This window comes from Hyphomicrobium sp., assembly GCF_009026145.1.
Classification (GTDB): domain Bacteria; phylum Pseudomonadota; class Alphaproteobacteria; order Rhizobiales; family Hyphomicrobiaceae; genus Hyphomicrobium_A.
This window is the reverse complement of sequence record NZ_WBUE01000002.1, coordinates 42,841-62,770: the sequence shown is the minus strand read 5'-3', so window position 1 is coordinate 62,770 and position 19,930 is coordinate 42,841. Positions and strand designations below refer to the sequence as shown.

The window sequence follows — 19,930 nt, the reverse complement described above, 5'->3', positions numbered from 1 at the left end:
AGGACGCATGTCGTTCAAACGTTCGACGTTGCGCTATGGCGAGACCCCGGAGCCGGTCACGCCCTATCAGAAGGCGGCGCAAGTCTGGGACGAGCGCATCGGCAGCGCCCGCGTGCAGGCGCGCAATTGGCGCCTGATGGCGCTCGGCAGCTTGGGCGTCTCGCTGATCCTCGCCGCAACCCTGCTGTGGATCGGCCGGTCCCCAACGACGACACCTTACGTTGTCGAGGTCGACCCGCGCGGCGGGGCCCGCGCCGTCGGCCCCGCGGCCGAGGCCTATAAGCCGAACGATGCGCAGATCGCCTATCACCTGGCGCGCTTCGTCGACAACGTCCGCGCGCTGTCGAGCGATGCCGTGGTCGTCAAGCAGAACTGGCTCAAGGCCTACGACTTCGTCACCGAGCGGGCCGCGGTCACGCTCAACGAATATGCGCGCGCCAACGACCCCTTCGCCAAGGTCGGTCGCGAGACTGTCGCGGTCGAGGTCACCAGCGTCGTGCGCGCCTCGGACTCCTCATTCCAAGCGCGCTGGCTGGAGCGAACCTTCGAGGGCGGTGCGCTGAAAGGGACCCGTCGGTTCACCGGCCTGTTCTCCATCCTCATCATGCCACCCAGGACCGCCGAAGCCGTGCGCAAGAACCCGCTCGGCATCTACGTGCACACCTTCAACTGGTCGCAGGACGTCAGCGCAGGAGAGCCCAGATGACATCGCCACGGATCTATGCGGCCGTCGCCCTGACGGGCCTCCTTTGCGGCTGCGCCGCCACCGCCATGGTGCCGGAGGTTCCCTTGCTCGACAACGCCGTGTTCAAGCCGGCGCAACGCGAGCCGGAGCCGCAGCCGCTCGTGCAATACGTCGAGGTGCCGAAGCCTCTGCCGCTGCCTGGGCAATTGAAGCCGGTCCCGAAGCCCGGCGAGAAAGATAAGGACCCGCGCGCGCCCAAGGACCGCGTGGCCGGCGCCAACGCCGCGGCGCGCCTGGAGCCGGTCAAGGACGGCTACATCAACGCCATCCAGGTCTATCCCTACACCAAGGGTGCGCTCTATCAGCTCTATGCGGCCGTCAACCAGGTGACCGACATCGCGCTCGAGAGCGGCGAGAGACTGGTCTCCGTTTCCGCCGGCGATACGGTGCGCTGGGTGGTCGGCGACACATCGAGCGGCGAGGAGGAGGACGCGCAGGTGCATATCCTGGTCAAGCCCATCGCCGCCGACCTTCAGACCAACCTAGTCATCACCACCGACCGGCGCACCTATCACCTCGAGATGCGCTCGAGCGATGCCACGTACATGGCGTCCGTGTCGTGGACCTATCCGGCTGGCGAGCTCATCGCGCTCCGGAAGCAACAGGCCGAGCGAGACGCCGCGGCGACGGCGGTCGCCGACGTCGGCGTCAACATCGATCAGCTGCGGTTCCGCTATCGCCTGGAAGGCGATGCGCCCTGGAAGCCGCGGCAGGTGTTCGACGATGGCCACAAGGTCTACATCCAGTTCCCCGCAGGTCTGGCGCAGAGCGAGGCGCCGCCGCTGTTCGTCATCGGACCCGACGGCAAACCGGCGCTCGTCAACTACCGGGTGCGGGGCACGACCTACATCGTCGACCGCCTGTTTGCTGCCGCCGAGCTCCGGCTTGGCCGGGAGCCGCAGCGCGTGGTGCGCATCGTCCGCACCGACGCCGTCTGGCGGGAGACGCGGTAATGACCGACACTGGTGCCGACAAGGCCGATGCGCCTGATGCCAAAGCGGCGCCGGAAGCGTTCGCGCTGCGGGCAAGGCCGCAGCCGGTCACCCGCATCAACCGCAAGGTGCTGATCGGCGGCGCGGCTCTGATCTTGATCCTCATCTCGGGCCTTGTCCTCGTGGCGTTCAAGCCACCGACCCTGCGCGCCCTCACGCCTGAGGAGCTCATCAACGTCGAGCACAAACCGATCACCGACCGGCTGGCCAGACTCCCGGCCACCTACGACAGCGTGCCGGGAGAGGAGAAGCCGGGAGAGGAGAAGACGGAGGCAGCGAAGGTGCCGATTGGTGTTCCGAAGCTGACGCCGCCAAACCTTGCCGATCCGCGCGGCGACACCGAGCGCATCGAGAAGGAGCACCTCGTCCGCATGGCCGTCCAGGCCCGCGAGTCCCAGGTTTTCTTTCGGCTGCAGCTCAAGGCGCCGCCGGCACGCGAGGTCGCTGCGCCGGCGACGCATGCCGATGCCGGACCGCGATCGGCCGCAGCCGAGGGCAACACGGCGGCGCACGCTGTGCTGCGGGCGGCCGAGCGCGCGCGTAGCCTGGCCATTGGCGACGTCGATCCGGTCGGAACCGATGCGACCGAGGCAACGCGCAAGCTGTCGTTCCTCACGGCCGCACCGGAGAAGGAGATCTACAACCCGCATGGCCTTCAGACGCCGGCCTCACCCTACCAGTTGATGGCCGGCACCGTCATCGCCGCGAGCCTGGTCAGCGGCCTCAACTCCGATCTTCCCGGGGTTGTCATCGCGCACGTGACGGAGAACGTTTTCGACACGGTGTCCGGCGGCTTCCTCCTCATCCCACAGGGATCGCGCCTGATCGGCAAGTATGACAACGTCGTCGCCTTCGGGCAGGAACGCGCCCTCGTCGTCTGGCAGCGCATCATCCGGCCCGACGGCAGCTCGGTGGTGATCGACAATCTCCCGGCGACGGATACCGGCGGCTATGCCGGCCTTGCCGACGAGGTCGATCTGCATACCTGGAAGCTCTTGAAGGGCGTCGCACTCGCCACCGTGCTCGGCGTCGGCAGCGAGCTCGCTTTCGGCGCGAGCGACAGCGATCTGGTTCGGGCGCTGCAGCTCTCCACGCAATCGACCACCAACCGCGCCGGCCAGCGCCTCATCGAGCGCAATCTCAATGTGCAGCCGACGATCACCGTGCGGCCCGGCTGGCCGCTGCGCGTCATCGTGCACAAGGACATCGTCCTGCGTCCCTACCCGACACACGCATCCAACAGAGAAGCGAGGAGACCTGCAGATGCCCGTCATTGGTATTTTCTCGGCGGTCAAAGACGGCTACGCCGGCACGATCCGCACGCTGACCGTAACGGCCAAAGTCCGCTTGATCGCCAACGACCGCAAGGAGGGGCAGGCGGGACCCGACTTCCGTGTCATGGCCGGCTCGACGGAGATCGGGGTTGCCTGGCGACGCACCAAGCAGGGGAGCGAGGAGAGCTATTTGCGGGTCAAGCTCGATGATCCCGCATTGCCGCAGCCGATTTGGGGCGCGCTGTTCGAAGCCACTGAGGACGGCGTCGTGCGGCTTGTCTGGCGACGCGAGCAGAAGGAGGAGAGCTGATGGGCTCGATGGTTTCCTGGTCGAAGGAGCGCGAGCCGATGTCGCATCGCTTGCCGTCGCAGGCTGCAAAGCCCAAAGGAGTGAAAGGCGAGGATGTTGACGCGGCGCAAGCGGGGACCACCTCTACTATGCGCATCCGCGATGCGCCGGTCGGGGACGAGGCAGGAACTATGGCTCTGCCGCCCACGCGGCTGATCACGAGAGCGGAGCTGCGCAGCATCGTGCCCTACACACCGCAGCATATCCTGCGGCTCGAGAAGCGCGGGTTGTTTCCGCGCCGGATCCAGGTTGGCGCGAACCGCGTGGCATGGCTCTTGTCGGAGGTCGAGGCATGGATCGCGGCGCGTGCCGCAGAACGCAAAAAGTTGGGCTGTTAAAAAAATCCAATTCGGCTGGCTTGGAAGAACCCACACCGTGTCCGATAACATTCGATCATTGTATTTGCTCATCGAAACGCGGATCTGCCTACCAGTTTGTCAGGTAGGCGATCGTTTTCCATGGCCTGTCTCCTTGGTTGAGACACAGAGCAGTATGCGCCCCCCATCGGCTGATCGACGGTTACCGAGAACCTGGCGGCGGAGGGATCTGACAGCTGTGCGCGGCGCCCCGCGCTCTCGTGCATGCGGCGCTCGGTATCGCCGGTGCCACCACGCGTGAGCCCGGTGGCTAGCACTTTGCCGGTGTGGCCATCGCGCAGCGTCACCCGCATCCCGCCCATACTCGTGCCGATGAACTTGGCATCCTTGCTCAGCACGCGAACGACGATGTCGGCCGGCACCGCCAGGGCGGCCGTGGCCAGGACGGTAAGCTCGGCAACGGCAGCAAGCTTGAAGAGACGGTTTTGCATTTTCTTTGCCGTTGTGATCCGACGGAGAATATGCCGGCTGAATTTCTGTCCTCAGTGCAACGCGCAAATCGCTCTGGCGATGAGGCTCACTTCAGTTTTTGAGTGACGGTGAAAGCGCCGCGCAGCTCGCCCGGCTTGGAGCCCGTCGCCTGGTCATCCGGGTAGTATTTCTGCTTTGAGCGCGGGCTCCAGTCTGGACTCACGACGGGTGAGACACGGCTCGGCCGCAGTCGGGACCGCCTTCATATAGGAACACCATATCACCGCTTTGGATCAAGACTGACTAGCGGCGAGGGACACCGAAGACTTTGTGCTCGAGGTTGCCGAGGCGGGTCTCTCGTAGCAGCCGTGCCTGAGCTCCGCTTCGATAGAGTTCACTTGCTCCTGCACGCGGGCGATGTCGCCTCCCATCCCCTTCCTTGCACCAATGCGGAATGAGGACCGCCACGGCCGGTTAAGGGTTCGCTCGGCCGTCTCGGGTGTTGGCGGATGACTTGTCCGGGAACGCCGTTGTAGCGAGGGACACGTGTAGCAGTCGACGAGAGCCGCGATCTGCGATCGGAGTTGGTTCGGAGGGATTTCTGCGTGGGCCCTTCCAAGTGGGCCGATGGGGATGCCCGTCAGCGCTGCTGGATGCTTTCGATGTAGCGGGTCAACTCCTCGATGCGCGCGTCTGGTGAGGCGCCGTCTTGCTCGGCGTTGAAGACAGGACCCCAGGCCAGCATGGCCGAGGAACCGTGACCCCTTATGCCGCCGCCCTCGGTGATAACCCGCTTGACGTAGTCGGCGGGAAATTTGCCGCCATGTCGACGTGTGATGAGGGTGAGATTGGCCGGGGCGATCTTCATGGCTTCGCGAAGGGGCCCGAGACCCGTGCTCTCCAAGCCGTGGCAGAGTGCGCAAAGGCGTAGGTAGTCTGATTTACCGGATTCGATGGACTGTGAGAGTGCTGGTGCAGGAGCGGCTAACACTGCCGCAAGCGCGATAACGGTGACGAGCCACGGCAGCTGTGCCTTCGGGGACAGGAACGTTCTCCTGCTCGCTGGTCGCGACCTCAAGAGTCAAGGATGTCCCGCAGCGCGCGGGCAAGATCGGCTTGCTTGTAAGGTTTGCGCAGCACTTTCAAATCGTCTGCCATCGTGTCGGCTTCGACGGCGAGTTCGGCATCATACCCCGAAGTGAGGAGGATCTTGATTGCCGGATTGCGCTCCCGAGCGGCGGCGGCAAGCTCATTACCCGTGATGCCCCCCGGCATGATGACATCGCTGAAGATCAGATCAATCGGCTCTCCCGCTTCGAGTATCGCCAGTGCCGCAGGACCGCCGTCGGCCTCGATGACGCGATAGCCGAGGCACTTCAGGCGATCGAGTGTCAAAGCACGCAGCTCCGGGTTATCCTCAACGACCAGCACGAGTTCATCGTCGGCGCACGGCGCCCTAACAGGCGTATCCCCGCCCAGGCGACTTTGCTGCGCGCCGTGTCTCGGCAGATAGAGGTTGACTGTCGTGCCACGGCCGACTTCGCTATAGATCGTAGCACTACCGCCCGACTGCTTCACGAAGCCGTAGGTGCTGGCAAGCCCGAGCCCTGTGCCACGACCGACCGGCTTTGTCGTGAAGAATGGTTCGAAGACGCGCGCGGCGACCTCGGGAGTCATGCCCGAGCCAGTGTCAGAGACTGTCAGCCGCACGTATTCGCCTGGCGCAAGACCGTATTGCTCCGCGTCATCGCTGACGATTTTGTGATTGCGCGTTTCGAGGCTGAGGTTGCCGCCTTGGGGCATGGCATCGCGGCTATTGAGAGAAAGGTTGAGTACGGCATTCTCGATCTCGCTCGGATCGACGCAAACGCTCCACAAATCGCCGACCAATGACGTCGTGAGGCTGATGGTCTCACCAAGCGACCGGCGCAGCAGCTCCAGCATGCCGAGGACGTGCTCGTTGAGGTTGATGACGGCCGGCTCCAACTTCCGCTGGCGGGAGAAGCTGAGGAGTCGGCTGGTCAGCCTCGCTCCCATGTGCGCCGCTTCATTGGCGCGTCGCATAAGCTCGCGCACCTTCTCTGGATCCGACGTTTCCTCGGCCAGCTCATGGCTGCCGATGATAATGGTCAAAAGGTTGTTGAAGTCGTGGGCGATGCCGCCGGTGAGCTGGCCGAGCACATCCATGCGCTGTGACCGGCGCAGCACCTCTTCTTGCTGCGCCTGGTGCGTCAGATCCCGCACGACGCCAGCAAAATGACGCTTGCCGCCAATCTCATACTCGCTGACCGAGAGGTGCATAGGAAATGTTGAGCCGTCCTTGCGTTGCCCGGTCACCTCCCGGCCGAGGCCGATGATCCTACGCTGCCCCGTGTGGCGGTACTGACGGATATAGCTATCATGATCGCGCCGATACGGCTCAGGCATGAGCAGCTTCACATTCTGCCCGATCAGCTCGGCAGCTGTGTATCCGAACATCTTCTCGGTCGCTGGATTGACGCTCTCGATGGTGCCAAGCGCATCGATCGAGATGATGGCGTCAATAGCGGATTGCAGGATCGCTGCAAGCTGATGCAGGGAAGCCTCAAGGACAGGTTCGCCAAACCCCTTGTTGGTCATGACGTCACCCGGTCAATGGATGCCGTTCAACCCCCGTCCGATTTTTGTCAGAATTTCAGAGGGCTGTCACGTTCGGCCTGAAAAAAGGCGGAAAACACGTGCTGCAACGCTTAGGTGCCGGTGAGCGCGTCGGGTGGCGTTGGCGGGTACTGACGGAGGCACGTCAATAGGTTTCCACTGGCGAAGGGGCAGTGCCGTCCGGTGCGTTGTCGTTGGCTGCGTCTGGGGGAGCCGTTCCCGCTTGCGGGCCGTTTTGCGCGTCGTCGCACCCTGCTCATGTTAGGCCTTGGCCAACAACGTCGTCCCTCGCCGCTATCTCAACCTCGCTCAAGCCCCTGAGCGGCTCTAACGGCGGTGTGTCAGAGGATTCCCAATGTTGTGGCCGCCTTTGCGGCAGACATCCGGCATTTGGCGCGCGACGCACCCGGAATCGCGGGCCGCAATTCGCTCGCGCCAATAACGGTGGCGCGAGCTGGAATTGATCTTTATTTGCTGGCCACCGCAACCGGTCTCGGACTGGGTGCCAGATGAACTTCTCATCCCCTGATGGCGGACATCGAGCGGCGTCAGTGTCATGTCGCCGACGGGCGAGCCTCTTCCGTTCAGCGGACGCCTGCATCCGGTCCGCTTACCCTTCGAATGCAGCCGACGTCTGTCGTGAAGCGAACGGGTGAGAAGGGACATGACGGGCTGATCACCAAGAAACGGGAGTTCCAGCACTCATGCCCGCGTGACGTCCGCGAACTGACGGATGCCGAGCATCAGGGCCGGTTACCCTCCCGGCTATGGGGCTTCTGAGCAAGTGCCCATTGAAGCCACTGCGCTCAGAAAGAAGCAATTAGCCTCGATGCTAAAAGGTGGATGAGGCCAGGGCCATTTGCGACAAATTGGAAGCGCTGAGGGCATATGCGCGGCAGGCGAAAAACAAGGAGCTGGAGATCGACGCTGCCGAAATCCACGTCCGTTCCGAGGGTCGGCCGCGATTTCAGTCTAATGATCGCGGACGCTCAGTGCCCTCTCGTCCGTTGAAGTTGGCGAATGAGCACTTTCCGAATCTTGGCCGAGCGGGCGCTTTGTGCGCACCTGCTCCCCAGGAATCCGATTTGTCGAGTTCCCGAGAATAAAGGATAGAAAAATGTTCAAAGCCATCATTGTGGGCGCGGCGACGCTTGCTTTCGGCGCGGCCGGGCTGTCATCGGCCGACGCCGAGGCGCCCGCTCCGCGGGCTCAGAGTTCGACCTCAGCTGTCGACGGGGCGAGCGATGCGGCGGATAAGACGTCGGATCGCACACCTGGCGATGCGACGCCTGATCGTACCCGGGGCGCGACGTGGTCTGGCGCGACCGGAACGGAAGCTGCCCGGACTTCGGAAGGCACTTCTGATCGCACTCCCAGAAACCAAGCCACGACGACTGACGTGGCGCCAGCTGGTCGCAAAAGCCACTTCACTGAAGGTCAGGCCCGCGCCCATCTTGCCCACTGACCCGTCAACTAAGAGGTCGAACGTTTCGGCGCCCGTATGCTAGCGGGCGCCGCTACCGATCGCAGTCCAGGTTCGATAGCCGTACTCAACCCCCCACCACCGCTGCGCGACTCGGTTCAGAGCTTGATTGCGCGACTGTTGGCGGGCGTGATAGCCTGCGACCATGCTTAAGCAAACGCCACAGTATGGGTTCTGGCAGGAGTGGTTCGTCCCGCCGATCGTCATCCCGGCCCTCTTTATTGCTGGGATCGTTGGGTACGCGCTTTATCTGTACCTGTGAAAAGGTAGCAGAAGATCACTCGCGGCGCTGCCAGTTTTAATGCGGGGCAACCAGCAAAAGTCGCTTCCGCGTGGGTACCGGTTGTTCCACGAATTGTGCCGTCAGGATCGATGCGAATTCCCCAGACCGTGATCGATTGCGGCTCTACGTTGATTTCGGGCGCATGCGCCACCGATCGAAGGCGCGGCCGTTATGGTCATGTCGCACGAGTTCTTTAGCCAATAATCGCTGACCGCACTGGACCGAAATGGTCCAGCGCGATGGTCGTCAAGGACCTGGACATAAGACGTCTCCGGTACTTCGCGAACGCTCGTCCGACGGTTGACATGGCTTTCGTCCAAGAGCCAATTCCAGACGCCGGCGGTCAGTTCGCCGGTTCAGCGTCCTGGAGGAACCGACCTTTGCCAGTTGACGCTCCGCCAATGTCACCAGACACTGCTTGGTCGAACTACTTCCAAGCCTTGCACTCTAGCCACACGATCGTCGCACCAAGCGATCGAGCGAGGTCTGAGCGATATCCGTAGGTTGATAGCGCGTATCAGCGACTAGCCCGTCGAGGGTTAGAGCTTTGTCGGCAACGACCGCTTGCAGCCTGAGTACATTCCGACTCTACGTGCGGCCCACCTCTTTCGGTAATGTCCGCTGACACGCGCGTCCGGATTTGAGCATGCATGCGCGCGTGTTTGCTGTTGGCCGGCGACTGCATCGTCGCCGCATAACCTGGCAAAGAGGATATGTGTCCCGTGCGTTATACGGCCCAGAAGATAGCCGCCGATGGGTTTCGCTGGCGGCCGCTTAACGCATGGATCGCGCCGCCGCCGGCGATTTGCGTCGCGCTGATCATCTTAATTGCCGGATCAGTGCTTTATTTGAGCGCGGATTGAACACAGAGCGTGGGCGCGCTGGGCGCTCGCGACGTCGCACACTGCCAGGACCAAACGAGACTAGGAGGCCAAGAACGTCACAATATCAAAAGCTCATATCGACGGGCATCGTCCTTGCGGTTGTCACAAGTGGAGTCGCCGGAGCGGTGGCTGGCCTTGCGCTTGATGACATCGTCGCGAACAGAGCCCTTCTGGCAGTGGCGGCCGCATTTCTGGCGGTGCTCGTGGCCACGGTCGTTCGCCACTTCACCATCTTCGCATCAATTCGCGCGGCCGGTCCGGGCCCAGGGAGGTTGCTCATTCCCGGGATCGTCTTGATCAACTCGGTCATCGCGTCTGTCGTGGGTGGCTTGGCGGGGTATGGCCTGAGCTTGAGCGTGCTCGGTCCGCCCCCCGCAGCTTGAATCGGCTTCTTGTCGGGTGTTATCGCCGGCGTGTCGATGGAGCTTCTGATGATCGGTTACCGGTCTACGGTCCGACCAGCCGGGTTAGTAAAGCGCGGCTAGGTACATTCCGTAGCTTGGCGTACGGACCCATCGAGCGCTTTAATCCGGACTTGAGGGAACACGCGAAAGAGAGAGATGTTCCGCGTACTCGATCAAGTGGACCCTCATTCCGCAAGGCGGCCCGGCTTGCTCCCCGCACAGTCGGGCCGCTTTACCGTCGGACCCACCGGCGAGGCGTGGTTTCAGGCAGCCGCAATTGCCAATCGGATCAGAGCAGGAAGAGACTTCGACCCCGTCTTCTTCATGATGGCAGCGCGATGGTTGTCCACGGTGCGCTGGCTGATGCCGAGGTCGGCGGCAATGTTCTTGCTCGGACGACCCGCCAGCACGAGATCCATGATCTGACGCTGACGCGCCGTCAGGCTTGCGACACGCGTTCGGGCCGTGTCTTGCGATTGCGACAGCTTCAGCGCATCCCCGCTGTGATCGAGCGCGCGTTCGATGCTGGCGAGCAGGTCAATGTGCCCGATCGGTTTCTCGATGAAATCAATCGCGCCGGCCTTCATGGCCTCAACCGCCAAAGGGACGTCGCCACTTCCCGTGATCATGATGGTCGGTAGGGCACGGCCATCTGCCTTGAGGCGTTCGATCAGCTCCAGACCGGTCATGCCGGGCATTCGCGCGTCGACCAACAGGCAACCTTCAAACCGATCCGCTCGCAAAAAAGCTTCGCCGTCGGCAAATACCTCGACGGCGTAGCCGTTCTCCCGGAGCAAGTCGCGCGTCGCTTCGCGGACGGCCGCATCATCATCGACCACGAACACCGTGGGCATTTTCCGGCCGTCCAAGGGTAGCGCCAGCTGCGGCACGTTTTCGAGAGCTGATGGCACCGCTTTGATGAGGAGGCGCTGGATGAGGCGGGTCAGCTGCTGGGCCTTGACCGGCTTGTTCAGATGGATGAATCCGTGGCGCGCAATCTCGCGCAAGGTGTCGGTCGAGATATCGCCCGTGAGGACGATGGCCGGGATCTGGTGCGGTAGCTGGCTCTGCAGGCTCGCGATGATATCGAGGCCGTTGACGTCACGCGGCAGGTTGTAGTCGGCGATCACCAGGTCGGGCCGTGTCGCCTCTTGCGCCGCCAGCTCGAGAGCGCTCGCTCCATCGACTGCGACGGACGTGCGGTGCCCCTCTCCATCGAGAAGCAGCTTGATCGTCTCGCGCACAGCCGGGTCATCTTCGATGACGAGTATATTCCCGCTCGAGGGAGCGTCGTCGTCCTTCTCCTGCTCTCGGGTGAATGGTGCGCTGACCGCGCCATGGTCAACGTTTCGGACAGCTTTGACGCGCGTGGCAGCGGGGACGAGCGGAGCGGCGGTGACACGCGGGGGGCACGACAGTGAGCGTTATGTACTGTAGAAGTTCACGGAGTTTCTTAGACACCGTGATCGCCAAAGAAGTATTACTGTCCCAAGTGCCAATTGCGCTCCAAGTCACTACCTGCATACTGTAGGTATATATGGGCCCTTGATTAGAAAAATATTTTGCGCGGACACATTTTGAACATCATCTCCGCGTATAAATCACAACAATAGTTTTGGTGGTTCGCATTCAAATTATACTTTCATATTTTATGGAGATACTCATGACAGAGAACACACAGGCGAGCCCCGCCCCGGCAAGCAGCGCGGGCATGCGAAGCGAGATCGCGCAGAAGTGGTCGAAGTTCACCGAGGCGGACGTCATCGCTCTGAAGAGCAAGGATGACCTCGTGTCCCAGGTGCAGTCCAAGTATCAGCTCGACCGCGCTCAGGCCCAGAAGGACGTTGATGCCTTCGCAAAGGGTCGCCAGCTCTAGAGGCTGGCCCCTTGGCCAACCAACGGCTCACGCTCGCTCATTGCGAGGGGCCGTTGGTGTTATAGGCCGGCTGATGGCCGAGCTACGGCGGAGGCCTCGAATGACGGAACGGCTGACCAACGCGACGGTGACCTTTGCGCACCCCTTCTCGTTGCGAGGCGTGCAGGGCACCTTTCCTCCGGGTGTCTACTCGGTGGTGGTGACAGAGGAGCAGCTCGACGGGCTTTCCTTCGTTGCTTATCGCCGCGTGAGAACGACGATTGAGCTCCCGTCGACGAACTCCGCGTCGCTTTCGCGGCAGCTCGTCGAGGTCGTGCCCGCGGATCTGGAGGCAGCCCTCGCAAGCGATGGGGAGGGCGGCTAGTGCACAAGTTCAAGGTCGGCCAGATGGTCGATCTCATCCCCTCTCGCTCAGGTGGGTCGGGTTCGGTCAGGACCTACAAGATCCTTCGGCTTTTGCCGCAAGTGGGCGCGGAACGGCTTTATCGGATCAAGACGATCATGGAGCCGTGCGAGCGGATCGTCGAGGAAAGCAACCTCGTGTGCCGGTGCGTTCCGGTCGGTCGGATGAGATCGGTATGAGGCAAGGCAACAGAAAAGGCATTGGAGGCGCTCAAGATGGCCAAAGGTCATACCAGATCGAACCGTGAAATCCGCAAACCCAAGAAAGAGCCCGTGCAAAAGCGCGCAGACTTGGCGATATCGTCCGTGACGTCTTCATTCGCGCGGCCCTCGAAGACGCTCGCGAAACCGAGCAAGCGGTAGCTCGTTTCAGTTCCGCGACAATCAGTTGGGCAGGGCCGTTTTGGCTGCGTCGGCGGCGATGTCGATGCGGGCCAGGTCGGCGGTGAACGCCTCGATCTCGGCACGCGTCATGGTGCGAACGTCGTACCATTTCTCGTGATGTGAGAGCACAACGACGCCGGTGGGCGAAGCACGCGTCGTCGCGATGATGGAGTCGGCTTCCACCTTCGTGATCTGAACCGCTTTGTGATAGCGCATGCTCCTCCTTAACACATCGGGGCTGCGACTACCGAAGGAATTGTGAGGAGTTCGCGAAGGTCAACGGCACCGTCTCTGAAAGCAATCTAAAACGGAAACGAATTCAGCCCGACTTGGATATTGGGGAGAAAATAATGAGGCCCGCGTGCGAGTCCGCGTGGGCCAGCAAAGAGAGTAACCCTTCGCTCAGGAAGGAAGTTCCGAATGGCACTTTTCTTATCGCGATGGATGACAGCAGGCCATGCCCAACGGCTGGTTCTCGACTTCCACATCGCGCTTACGACCTTGGTCTTTATCTTCTTAGTTATCCAGATTTTGTCGCGATAGCGACGGTCCAAAGGCGCGGAGCTTTTGGATGCGGCATGGATGCCCTACTGCGCGAATATTTCCTCGTAGCGATCTTCGATCTGTTTGGCTTCGTCATCAGTTAGCTTCGCGAACTCGCGCTTGCGGGCGCGTTCGGAGAGCTTGCCGCTGTTTTGGCGGAGCATGCGGAACACAAGTCCATCGTATGATCAGGCATGTCGAGGAACGCCTCAATGCCTGCGCGGAAACTATCGTAACGCCGCAGGAAGGCCGCTTCGTTGTCCGCGACGCGGGCTTGCCTCGCCGTTGGCGAGCACGACCCAAAGCAGCTCCTTCTCCTCCTCAGGGACCCCGGCCAGGCGTTCTCGCGCCTGCGCGGCGCGCTTCGATCAGTATCTCGTTCCTGCCTCGACCCAACTCGTCGGCGCTGAAAATGGTGCCGTAAAGTTGCTCGATGCTGACCGCTTCTTCATCTGTGAGCTGAGCAAACTCACGTTCACGGGCGCGCTTCGACAAGCGCCCGCTATTCTGCCGGAGCATGCGGAAGAGCAGATCGACTGTGCTGTTCGACTGTGCTGTCGGGCATGTCGATCATTGCCCCGACGCCTGACCGAAACGCATCGTAGCGGCGCAAGTAGGTGGTTTCGTTTGGAAGATCCTCCTCGATTGTCTTGCGCACGCAGGCATAGAGGAATTCGGCGTGGGGCGTCGCATCGAAGAAGCGGTAGAAGTCCGCGGTGTTGTTGAGGACCTCGATATTGCCGCGCTCGGTGGCTTTCCACTTCACGACGGGCAGGAGCCGTTGCGAGTAGGATTCGAGAACGCGGCGATAGTCGTCGATCCTGTCGAGGATGGCGGCAGACACGGGAAACACGACGCCGGGCGGATTGAATCCTCGCATGGCAAGGACATGATGGATGAGGTAGCGGTGGATGCGGCCGTTTCCATCCTCGAAGGGATGTGCGTAGACGAAGCCGAAGGCGAGCACGGCCGCGGCGATCACGGGATCAAGGTGCGGGGCGGCGTCCCGGTCGAAGGCGATCATGCCGTCGATGAGAGAAGCGAGGTCCTGCGGCCGCGCGCTGATGTGGTCGGGTACGGGCATGCGGCTTTCGCGTTCGTGCTCGCCGACAAAGCCGCCCTCGTCGCGCAAGCCGAGACGAACAAAACGGTCATCGCCAATCACGATGCGCTGGAGGCGAAGCAGCTCATCGAGATCGAGCGGCTGGCGTCCGGCCTCGCCGATGGCGCGCCCCCACCGCTGTATGCGGTCGTGCGGCGGCGATTCGCCCTCGATGGTGTAGCTTGCCTTGAATCCTTGAGCAGAAGAAACGCGGCCGTGCGCGCGAGCACATCAGCCGGCACGTCGGCCACAATCTCTCGTGCCCTTGCCGCAAGATCCGTGGCGAGGAACTCGTCAAGCGCCTTGGTGCGAAAGACTAGGGGGCAGAATTCACGGGTGCCAGGCAAATTGTTCTTCACCCGGTGGCGGGGTGAGGCGCTGGGGCTCCCCTCATACTGGAGCTTGGGATCGACCACGTTGACGTAGTTGCCCATGGTCATAGCGGGCAGATCGAGCTTCCTTCCCGTCAGCCACTCATAAAGAAACCAGGCGCGGCGGCCGTACGTGCCGGTGGGCTTCGCGCGAACAATGGCTTCGATCTCGGCCGGATCGAGTGCATCGAAAAGCCGGCAGAGGACAGTGAGATCGAGCCCTTCATGCTTGAAGGCGAAGGTGAGATGCCCTTCGAGTTCGGAAGCGATGCGCGCTCTCCTTGACCTGGCGCCGCCGATGGCAACAGTACTTCGCAATGGACAGGAGCAGGAGATTCCGACCGCCGAGGTTTTGGTGGGCGACATCGTGATGATCCGGCCAGGCAACAAGATTCCGGTTGACGGCAAGGTTACTGAGGGGCGTTCGCCGGTGGACGAGTCGATGTTGACCGGCGAATCGATGCCGACCGAGAAGAAACCCGGCGACACAGTGATCGGCGCTACGATCAACAAGAGCGGCGCGTTCCGCTACACCGCCACCAAGGTGGGCGCGGATACGGCACTCGCGCAGATCGTGAAATTGGTGCAGGAGGCCCAGAACTCCAAGGCGCCGGCTCAGCTTCTGGCTGACCGCGCGTCGCAGTGGCTGGTGCTCGCCGCCATTGTGATCGGGCTGCTGTCGGCCAGCCGTTACTGTTCGCCATGACTCTGACGATCACCGTCTTTGTCATCGCCTGCCCAGACGCCCTGGCGTTGGCGACGCCAATGGCGGTCATGGTGGGCACCGGCCTTGGCGCCATGAACGGAATTTTATTCAAGAACGCCGGCGCCTTGGAGGACGCGACCAAGCTCGATGTCATCATTTTCGACAAGACCGGGACGCTCACCGTCGGCCAGCCGGAGGTCATCGACGTGGTCGTAGCGAAGGACGCCAGGATCGAAGACGTTCTGAAGAGTGCAGCCTCCGTCGAGCAGGGCTCGGATCATCCCCTGGCGCAGGCCATTGTTCGGCGCGCACAAGGCCTCGCTGTTCCTACCCAATCCGGTTTCGAGAACCTGGAGGGTATGGGCGCGCGCGCCGAGATCGACGGAGAGACCGTGTTTCTTGGCAATCGCCGGCTCATGGATTCGCAGAAGCTTGCTCTCGGCGAGCTTGCCGCAGAAGCGCGGCGGTTGCAGGGCGCCGGGAGGACCGTGGTGCATGTGGCGCGGGCTGCCACGGTGATCGGACTGATCGCGATCGCCGATGCGCCACGACAGACCGCAGCCACCCCCGTTGCCAAGTTGCGCGAGCGCGGCGTTCGGGTCGCCATGTTGACCGGCGACAACGCCGGCACCGCCCAGTGCATCGCTCGCGATCTTGGCCTCGACATCGTCCTTGCCGACGTGCTTTCGGGTCAGAAAGCGTCGAAAGTTAAAGAGCTGCAGGCCCAGGGCAAGAGGGTCGGCATGGTCGGAGATGGCGTCAATGACGCGTGGTCTGCTCCCCTAAACCGATGCCAAGCTGAGTGAGCGAATCCGGCTATTTCCACCTCGATTGAGGAGAGCAGGGAATGGCACGGAAGCGGTACACGACAGAGCAGATCATCGGGCTTCTGCGGGAAGCAGAGGTCCGCCTCGGACAAGGGCAGGCGATTGGCACGATCTGCCGGGGCATCGGCATCTCGGAGCAGAGCTACAATCGTTGGCGGCGTGACTACGGTGGGTTGAAGCTCGATCAGGCCAAACGCCTAAAGGATCTCGAACGTGAGAACGACCGTCTGAAAAGGCGGTGTCCGAGCTGACGCTCGACAAGCTGATCCTGAAGGAAGCTCTCGAGGGAAAATAGCCCTTCCCGGAAGCGCGCGTGCGTCGAACACGTGCGTTCGCAGCCGGATGTCTCGGAGCGTCGCGCGTGTTCTGTCGTCGGACAGCCACGTGCGACGCAGAGGCGACATCTCAAGACGCCTGACGACGCGGTACGGCCGCTACGGCTACCGGCGCATTCGCGAGATGCTTGTCGCCGAAGGCTGGCGGGTCAACGTCAAACGCGTCTATCGCATCTGGCGCCGGGAAGGGCTGAAAGTGCCAATGAAGCAACCCAAACGGGGCCGTCTGTGGCTCAACGATGGATCGTGCGTCCGTCTCCGACCGCAGCGTCCGAACCACGTCTGGTCCTACGACTTCGTCCAGGATCGGACTGAGGACGGTCGCGCCTTCCGCATGCTCGTCGTGCTCGACGAGTTCACGCGCCGCTGCCTGACGATCGTTGTTGCGCGACGGCTCAGATCCGACGACGTGCTCCAGTGCCTGACGGATCTCTTCGTTACCCACGGCCCACCCCAGCACATCAGGTCAGACAACGGCCCCGAGTTCATCGCCATCAACGTGCGCGAATGGCTTGACCGGATGGGAGTGAAGACGCTCTACATCGAACCGGGAAGTCCGTGGGAGAACGGCTACTGCGAGAGCCTGAACTCAAAGCTCAGAGACGAGCTGCTAAACGGAGAGATCTTCACCACGATGCGGGAGGCGCAAGTTCTGATCGAGAACTGGAGGCGCCACTACAATGCCATCCGCCCGCACTCATCCCTCGGCTATCGCCCGCCAGCTCCAGAAGCGATCTTGCCCCCAGCATCCGGTCTGCCCTACGCTCCGCTCCGGCCAGCCCAGACGCTGGCTGAACACGGCCGGGTTCTAACTTAGGGCTTGGTATCGTTCCGAGGGGCAGGCCAGTTCGGTCGCCGTTCTCTCAGATGCCTTCCACACCTTTTCCGCCGTCGGCGGCGTCTTGATCGCGCTCGTTGCACAGCGCCTCAGCGAGCGCAGAGCGAGCCTGGCGCAGACTTATGGCTGGGCGCGCGCCGAAATCATCGGAGCGCTCTTCAATGGCGTGTTCCTTCTCCTCATGGCCGGTTATGTGCTGTGGATGGGCGGCATGCGTCTGATGGAACCTGTCGAATTACGCACGGGAGCGATGTTGCTCGCCGCCGCAGGCGGCATCGCGACGGAGGTGATTGCGCTGCGGTTGCTGTATGGCCGCCAGCGAGAGAACCTCAATATGCGTGGTGCCTTTTGGCATGTCGTGCAAACCTTCGTCGGCAGCATCATCATCATCGTTTCCGCGACAGTCGTGTGGCTTACCGGATTTCTGGCCATCGATGCGGTGCTCGGCATGGCATTTGGCCTCGTGCTGTTCTGGGCCTCCTGGCAGATTCTCAAGGATTCCTTGGTCATTCTGTTGGAGAGCACGCCTCCAGGACTTGATCTGGATGCAGCGTTGGGCAGCATCCGTAGCGTGGTCGGTGTCGTCGATGTGCATCACGTTCACGCGTGGAGCCTGACGCAAGGACGCAACGTCTTCTCGGCGCATATCCGCGTGGACGATCTAGCGCGTGATGGTCAGCGTGTGCTGAAGGAAGTGCACGACCTTTTGCGCTCAAATTTCGGAATGTATTTCTCGACATTGCAGGTCGAAGAAGGTTGCCTTGACGAAGCCCCAGCTGCCGAGATTGACGTGTTGCGGGGACAAGAAGCACGCAAGGTGCATGATGACGACCATGAGAATTGAGCTTTGAACCGGCGCTTGGTTCGTGCTGGGAGCAATCGCATTTGCGGCGAGTGACCAGGACTACGAAAGGGCTGTCTCTCATTGGGAGCGCGGAAAAGAGCCGCAGCTGATGCCTCCATCGGTGGCCGCCGCTGCAGATGTTCCGACGAAGACCGGAGCAAATCCGCCACCGGGCGTTCGGAAATTCGTTGTCTGGCCCTGATACAAGCGCGCCGCGATCAGCTGAACTTTGCCGTCATAGGTATAGTTTCGCACGTCGACTTTCAGCCGCTCCAGCTTTCCATCGATGGCGATCGTCCGGGTGCTGGGGGGCACGAGCTCTTGGGCCACATACCCGGCGTCCACAATATCGGCCCACACCCCGCGTGTGATCTTGTCGCCCCGATAGGCCGCCTTGCCTCCGTAACCCGAGCTCGGCTTGAAGAAGAGCTTGTCGCGCCGGCTCCACAATTCGGCGGCACGGCCTGGCGTCACTGCGACAGTGTGCGGGATGACTTCATGCAGTAGGCGAACCTGATCTTCAGCGACGCCCCACGTCCGCAACAGGTCGCCGTCGCTCAGCTGCACCAGGTTACGCTTATTTGCGTAGAGCGCATGCACCCAGGGATTGGGGGTCACGACAACCTCGCCGGCCAAGTAGGCACTGCGAAGCGCACGGCTCTCAGGCTGCTCCAGATAGAAGTCGGTCAGCCGATTATAAACGACGTCGATACGCTGCTCACCATGCCACAAGTTGCCCCCGCGATGTGATAGCTCTGCGGGCGCCGCGATGATCGCAGCGATGCCGTGGTTCTCGAATAGTCGCTGGAACAGGACGAACTCGGGATAGAGGAATTGCTCCCGCGGTGCGTGATCGACAATCGCCACGGTCTGAATAGGCCCCACGCGACCCTGCCGCTGCCACTCGGCTTCAAAACTTGCCGCGAAGTCAGCGCAGAGGACATCGAGATCTATGGGCAAGGAAGCGGCCCGGACCATATCACTGCAACAAGCCCGCTGCGCTTGCAGCACGTAGGCGTTGATCAGTGCCCCGCCCGCATTGGTATTGATCTCGATAAGCTTGGGACCTGCGGCACCTAAATGAAAATCATAGCCCATGAAGACGCCAATGGGGCCGGGCCGATACAGAGCGATCTCCGGAGCATACGCGAGCACCGCCGATTGGTAGGCTGGCAGGCACGCAATGGCCTCGATGGCGCGGATGGTCTGCTGCATACGCTCGGCGTGCGCGGCGGCGAGGAACAACGGCTGGGCTGAGAGCAATTGTGGACGCGTCACGGCCAAGTCGCGGCAGAAATCCGGATCCGCGACCACCTTTTCGATCGCCCGGCACAGCGCATCACGATCAAGCGTAACGCAGGTGCAGTCCGCATTGAGGTGCTCGATATCGTTGTGCACGCCCTACTAGCCTCCCACCGCTCGTCACACTCGATCGTTTGATCAGACGCGCGATGTATCCCTACCATGTTCAACGGATTCTAGGGTGCTGGCGAAGGGCTGGCCGAACCGGGATGAACTGGGATCCGTGATGCGGGTTGCGCCGAAGGCAGAGGCAAAGAGCCCCGGCAGTAGGGCCAGGGCTCCAGGGGTGAATTCACGTGGAAAGCTCAACCAGCTCGGGTGGAGCTAGCGGTTGCGGTGACCATCGCGACCATCATGATCGTGGTGACCACGGTCGTGGCCCCGATCGCGGTGATGACGGCGCTGCCACCACCACTGGCCATGTCCGCGGTCATCATCATTCCAACGATACCGTCGCCACCAAGGGCCGCGGTCGTGATGATGGTGATCGTCACGAACAGTGTTGAGTAATTTCGAGCCCTGGTCAGAGCGCATGCCATTAAGACCGCTTGCAGGTGCGGC

At 62.0% G+C, this 19,930-nt stretch carries 21 protein-coding genes and 3 pseudogenes; 15 read left to right on the top strand and 9 right to left on the bottom strand.

Annotation, left to right across the window (positions count from 1 at the left end; translation table 11 throughout):
- The first annotated feature begins 7 nt into the window (after window positions 1-7).
- From trbF to F9K20_RS02160, 5 genes and pseudogenes are all read left to right on the top strand, one after another.
- Window positions 8-706 carry a conjugal transfer protein TrbF gene (gene trbF / locus F9K20_RS02180; RefSeq protein ID WP_290997185.1) on the top strand — a complete coding sequence of 233 codons (699 nt, stop codon included), beginning with the start codon at window positions 8-10 and terminating at the stop codon, window positions 704-706.
- On the top strand, window positions 703-1,698 hold the full coding sequence (trbG, locus tag F9K20_RS02175) for a P-type conjugative transfer protein TrbG (protein ID WP_290997184.1): 996 nt from the start codon (window positions 703-705) through the stop codon (window positions 1,696-1,698). The genes trbF and trbG overlap by 4 nt, the downstream gene beginning before the upstream one ends.
- Window positions 1,698-2,939, top strand: a pseudogene (locus tag F9K20_RS21205) (TrbI/VirB10 family protein); the annotation flags it as partial. The gene trbG and the pseudogene F9K20_RS21205, both read left to right, overlap by 1 nt.
- The gene (locus F9K20_RS02165; protein WP_367115853.1) at window positions 2,881-3,321 is read left to right on the top strand and encodes a DUF736 domain-containing protein; all 441 of its coding nucleotides are present in this window, start codon (window positions 2,881-2,883) and stop codon (window positions 3,319-3,321) included. The pseudogene F9K20_RS21205 and the gene F9K20_RS02165, both read left to right, overlap by 59 nt.
- A complete protein-coding gene (locus F9K20_RS02160; protein ID WP_290997182.1) occupies window positions 3,321-3,698 on the top strand; it encodes an AlpA family transcriptional regulator in 378 nt (125 codons plus the stop codon). The genes F9K20_RS02165 and F9K20_RS02160 overlap by 1 nt, the downstream gene beginning before the upstream one ends.
- 68 nt (window positions 3,699-3,766) lie before the next feature.
- Here the strand turns inward: F9K20_RS02160 and F9K20_RS02155 are convergent, their stop codons facing one another.
- From F9K20_RS02155 to F9K20_RS02145, 3 genes are all read right to left on the bottom strand, one after another.
- A complete protein-coding gene (locus F9K20_RS02155) occupies window positions 3,767-4,168 on the bottom strand; it encodes a hypothetical protein (protein WP_290997181.1) in 402 nt (133 codons plus the stop codon).
- 620 nt (window positions 4,169-4,788) lie between these two features.
- Window positions 4,789-5,139, bottom strand: coding sequence for a cytochrome c (locus tag F9K20_RS02150; RefSeq protein ID WP_290997403.1), 351 nt, complete (start codon window positions 5,137-5,139; stop codon window positions 4,789-4,791).
- Window positions 5,140-5,222: 83 nt separating this feature from the next.
- Window positions 5,223-6,767: a PAS domain S-box protein gene (locus F9K20_RS02145; protein ID WP_290997180.1), complete on the bottom strand. Its 1,545-nt coding sequence runs from the start codon at window positions 6,765-6,767 to the stop codon at window positions 5,223-5,225.
- Between the two features lie 1,135 nt (window positions 6,768-7,902).
- On the opposite strand from F9K20_RS02145, the gene F9K20_RS02140 reads away from it, so the two are divergent.
- Window positions 7,903-8,250 (top strand): hypothetical protein, encoded by a 348-nt coding sequence (locus tag F9K20_RS02140; RefSeq protein WP_290997179.1) that lies wholly within the window; start codon window positions 7,903-7,905, stop codon window positions 8,248-8,250.
- A 1,023-nt stretch (window positions 8,251-9,273) separates the two neighbouring features.
- The gene (locus F9K20_RS02135) at window positions 9,274-9,414 is read left to right on the top strand and encodes a hypothetical protein (protein WP_290997178.1); all 141 of its coding nucleotides are present in this window, start codon (window positions 9,274-9,276) and stop codon (window positions 9,412-9,414) included.
- Between the two features lie 688 nt (window positions 9,415-10,102).
- Here the strand turns inward: F9K20_RS02135 and F9K20_RS02130 are convergent.
- Window positions 10,103-11,101: a response regulator gene (locus tag F9K20_RS02130; protein WP_290997402.1), complete on the bottom strand. Its 999-nt coding sequence runs from the start codon at window positions 11,099-11,101 to the stop codon at window positions 10,103-10,105.
- Window positions 11,102-11,502: 401 nt separating this feature from the next.
- On the opposite strand from F9K20_RS02130, the gene F9K20_RS02125 reads away from it, so the two are divergent.
- The 3 genes from F9K20_RS02125 (at window position 11,503) to F9K20_RS02115 (ending at window position 12,297) form a co-directional block, all read left to right on the top strand.
- Window positions 11,503-11,715, top strand: coding sequence for a hypothetical protein (locus tag F9K20_RS02125; protein ID WP_290997177.1), 213 nt, complete (start codon window positions 11,503-11,505; stop codon window positions 11,713-11,715).
- 100 nt (window positions 11,716-11,815) lie between these two features.
- Window positions 11,816-12,079, top strand: a complete 264-nt coding sequence (locus tag F9K20_RS02120; RefSeq protein ID WP_290997176.1) for a hypothetical protein — start codon at window positions 11,816-11,818, stop codon at window positions 12,077-12,079.
- Window positions 12,079-12,297 (top strand): hypothetical protein, encoded by a 219-nt coding sequence (locus tag F9K20_RS02115; protein WP_290997175.1) that lies wholly within the window; start codon window positions 12,079-12,081, stop codon window positions 12,295-12,297. The genes F9K20_RS02120 and F9K20_RS02115 overlap by 1 nt, the downstream gene beginning before the upstream one ends.
- 204 nt (window positions 12,298-12,501) lie before the next feature.
- Here F9K20_RS02115 and F9K20_RS02110 read toward each other — a convergent pair whose 3' ends face one another.
- From F9K20_RS02110 to F9K20_RS02095, 4 genes are all read right to left on the bottom strand, one after another.
- Window positions 12,502-12,717, bottom strand: coding sequence for a hypothetical protein (locus F9K20_RS02110; RefSeq protein WP_290997174.1), 216 nt, complete (start codon window positions 12,715-12,717; stop codon window positions 12,502-12,504).
- 371 nt (window positions 12,718-13,088) lie between these two features.
- Window positions 13,089-13,217, bottom strand: a complete 129-nt coding sequence (locus tag F9K20_RS02105; protein WP_290997173.1) for a hypothetical protein — start codon at window positions 13,215-13,217, stop codon at window positions 13,089-13,091.
- Between the two features lie 329 nt (window positions 13,218-13,546).
- The gene (locus tag F9K20_RS02100; RefSeq protein WP_290997172.1) at window positions 13,547-14,209 is read right to left on the bottom strand and encodes a Fic family protein; all 663 of its coding nucleotides are present in this window, start codon (window positions 14,207-14,209) and stop codon (window positions 13,547-13,549) included.
- The gene (locus F9K20_RS02095; protein ID WP_290997171.1) at window positions 14,206-14,835 is read right to left on the bottom strand and encodes a hypothetical protein; all 630 of its coding nucleotides are present in this window, start codon (window positions 14,833-14,835) and stop codon (window positions 14,206-14,208) included. The genes F9K20_RS02100 and F9K20_RS02095 overlap by 4 nt, the downstream gene beginning before the upstream one ends.
- Here F9K20_RS02095 and F9K20_RS02090 point away from each other — a divergent pair.
- The 4 genes and pseudogenes from F9K20_RS02090 to F9K20_RS02075 form a co-directional block, all read left to right on the top strand.
- Window positions 14,816-15,223, top strand: a complete 408-nt coding sequence (locus tag F9K20_RS02090) for an HAD-IC family P-type ATPase (RefSeq protein ID WP_290997170.1) — start codon at window positions 14,816-14,818, stop codon at window positions 15,221-15,223. The genes F9K20_RS02095 and F9K20_RS02090 overlap by 20 nt on opposite strands.
- Window positions 15,220-16,029 (top strand): HAD-IC family P-type ATPase, encoded by an 810-nt coding sequence (locus F9K20_RS02085; protein WP_290997169.1) that lies wholly within the window; start codon window positions 15,220-15,222, stop codon window positions 16,027-16,029. The genes F9K20_RS02090 and F9K20_RS02085 overlap by 4 nt, the downstream gene beginning before the upstream one ends.
- A gap of 41 nt (window positions 16,030-16,070) precedes the next feature.
- A pseudogene (locus F9K20_RS02080) lies at window positions 16,071-17,202 on the top strand (IS3 family transposase).
- Between the two features lie 37 nt (window positions 17,203-17,239).
- Window positions 17,240-18,067: pseudogene (locus F9K20_RS02075) on the top strand (cation diffusion facilitator family transporter); the annotation flags it as partial.
- Window positions 18,068-18,145: 78 nt separating this feature from the next.
- On the opposite strand, the gene F9K20_RS02070 reads toward F9K20_RS02075, so the two are convergent.
- A complete protein-coding gene (locus tag F9K20_RS02070; RefSeq protein ID WP_290997168.1) occupies window positions 18,146-19,465 on the bottom strand; it encodes a hypothetical protein in 1,320 nt (439 codons plus the stop codon).
- A 240-nt stretch (window positions 19,466-19,705) separates the two neighbouring features.
- Between F9K20_RS02070 and F9K20_RS02065 the strand changes: the two genes are divergently transcribed.
- Complete coding sequence (locus tag F9K20_RS02065; protein ID WP_290997167.1) at window positions 19,706-19,879, top strand: hypothetical protein; 174 nt, start codon at window positions 19,706-19,708, stop codon at window positions 19,877-19,879.
- The last annotated feature ends 51 nt before the right edge of the window (window positions 19,880-19,930 follow it).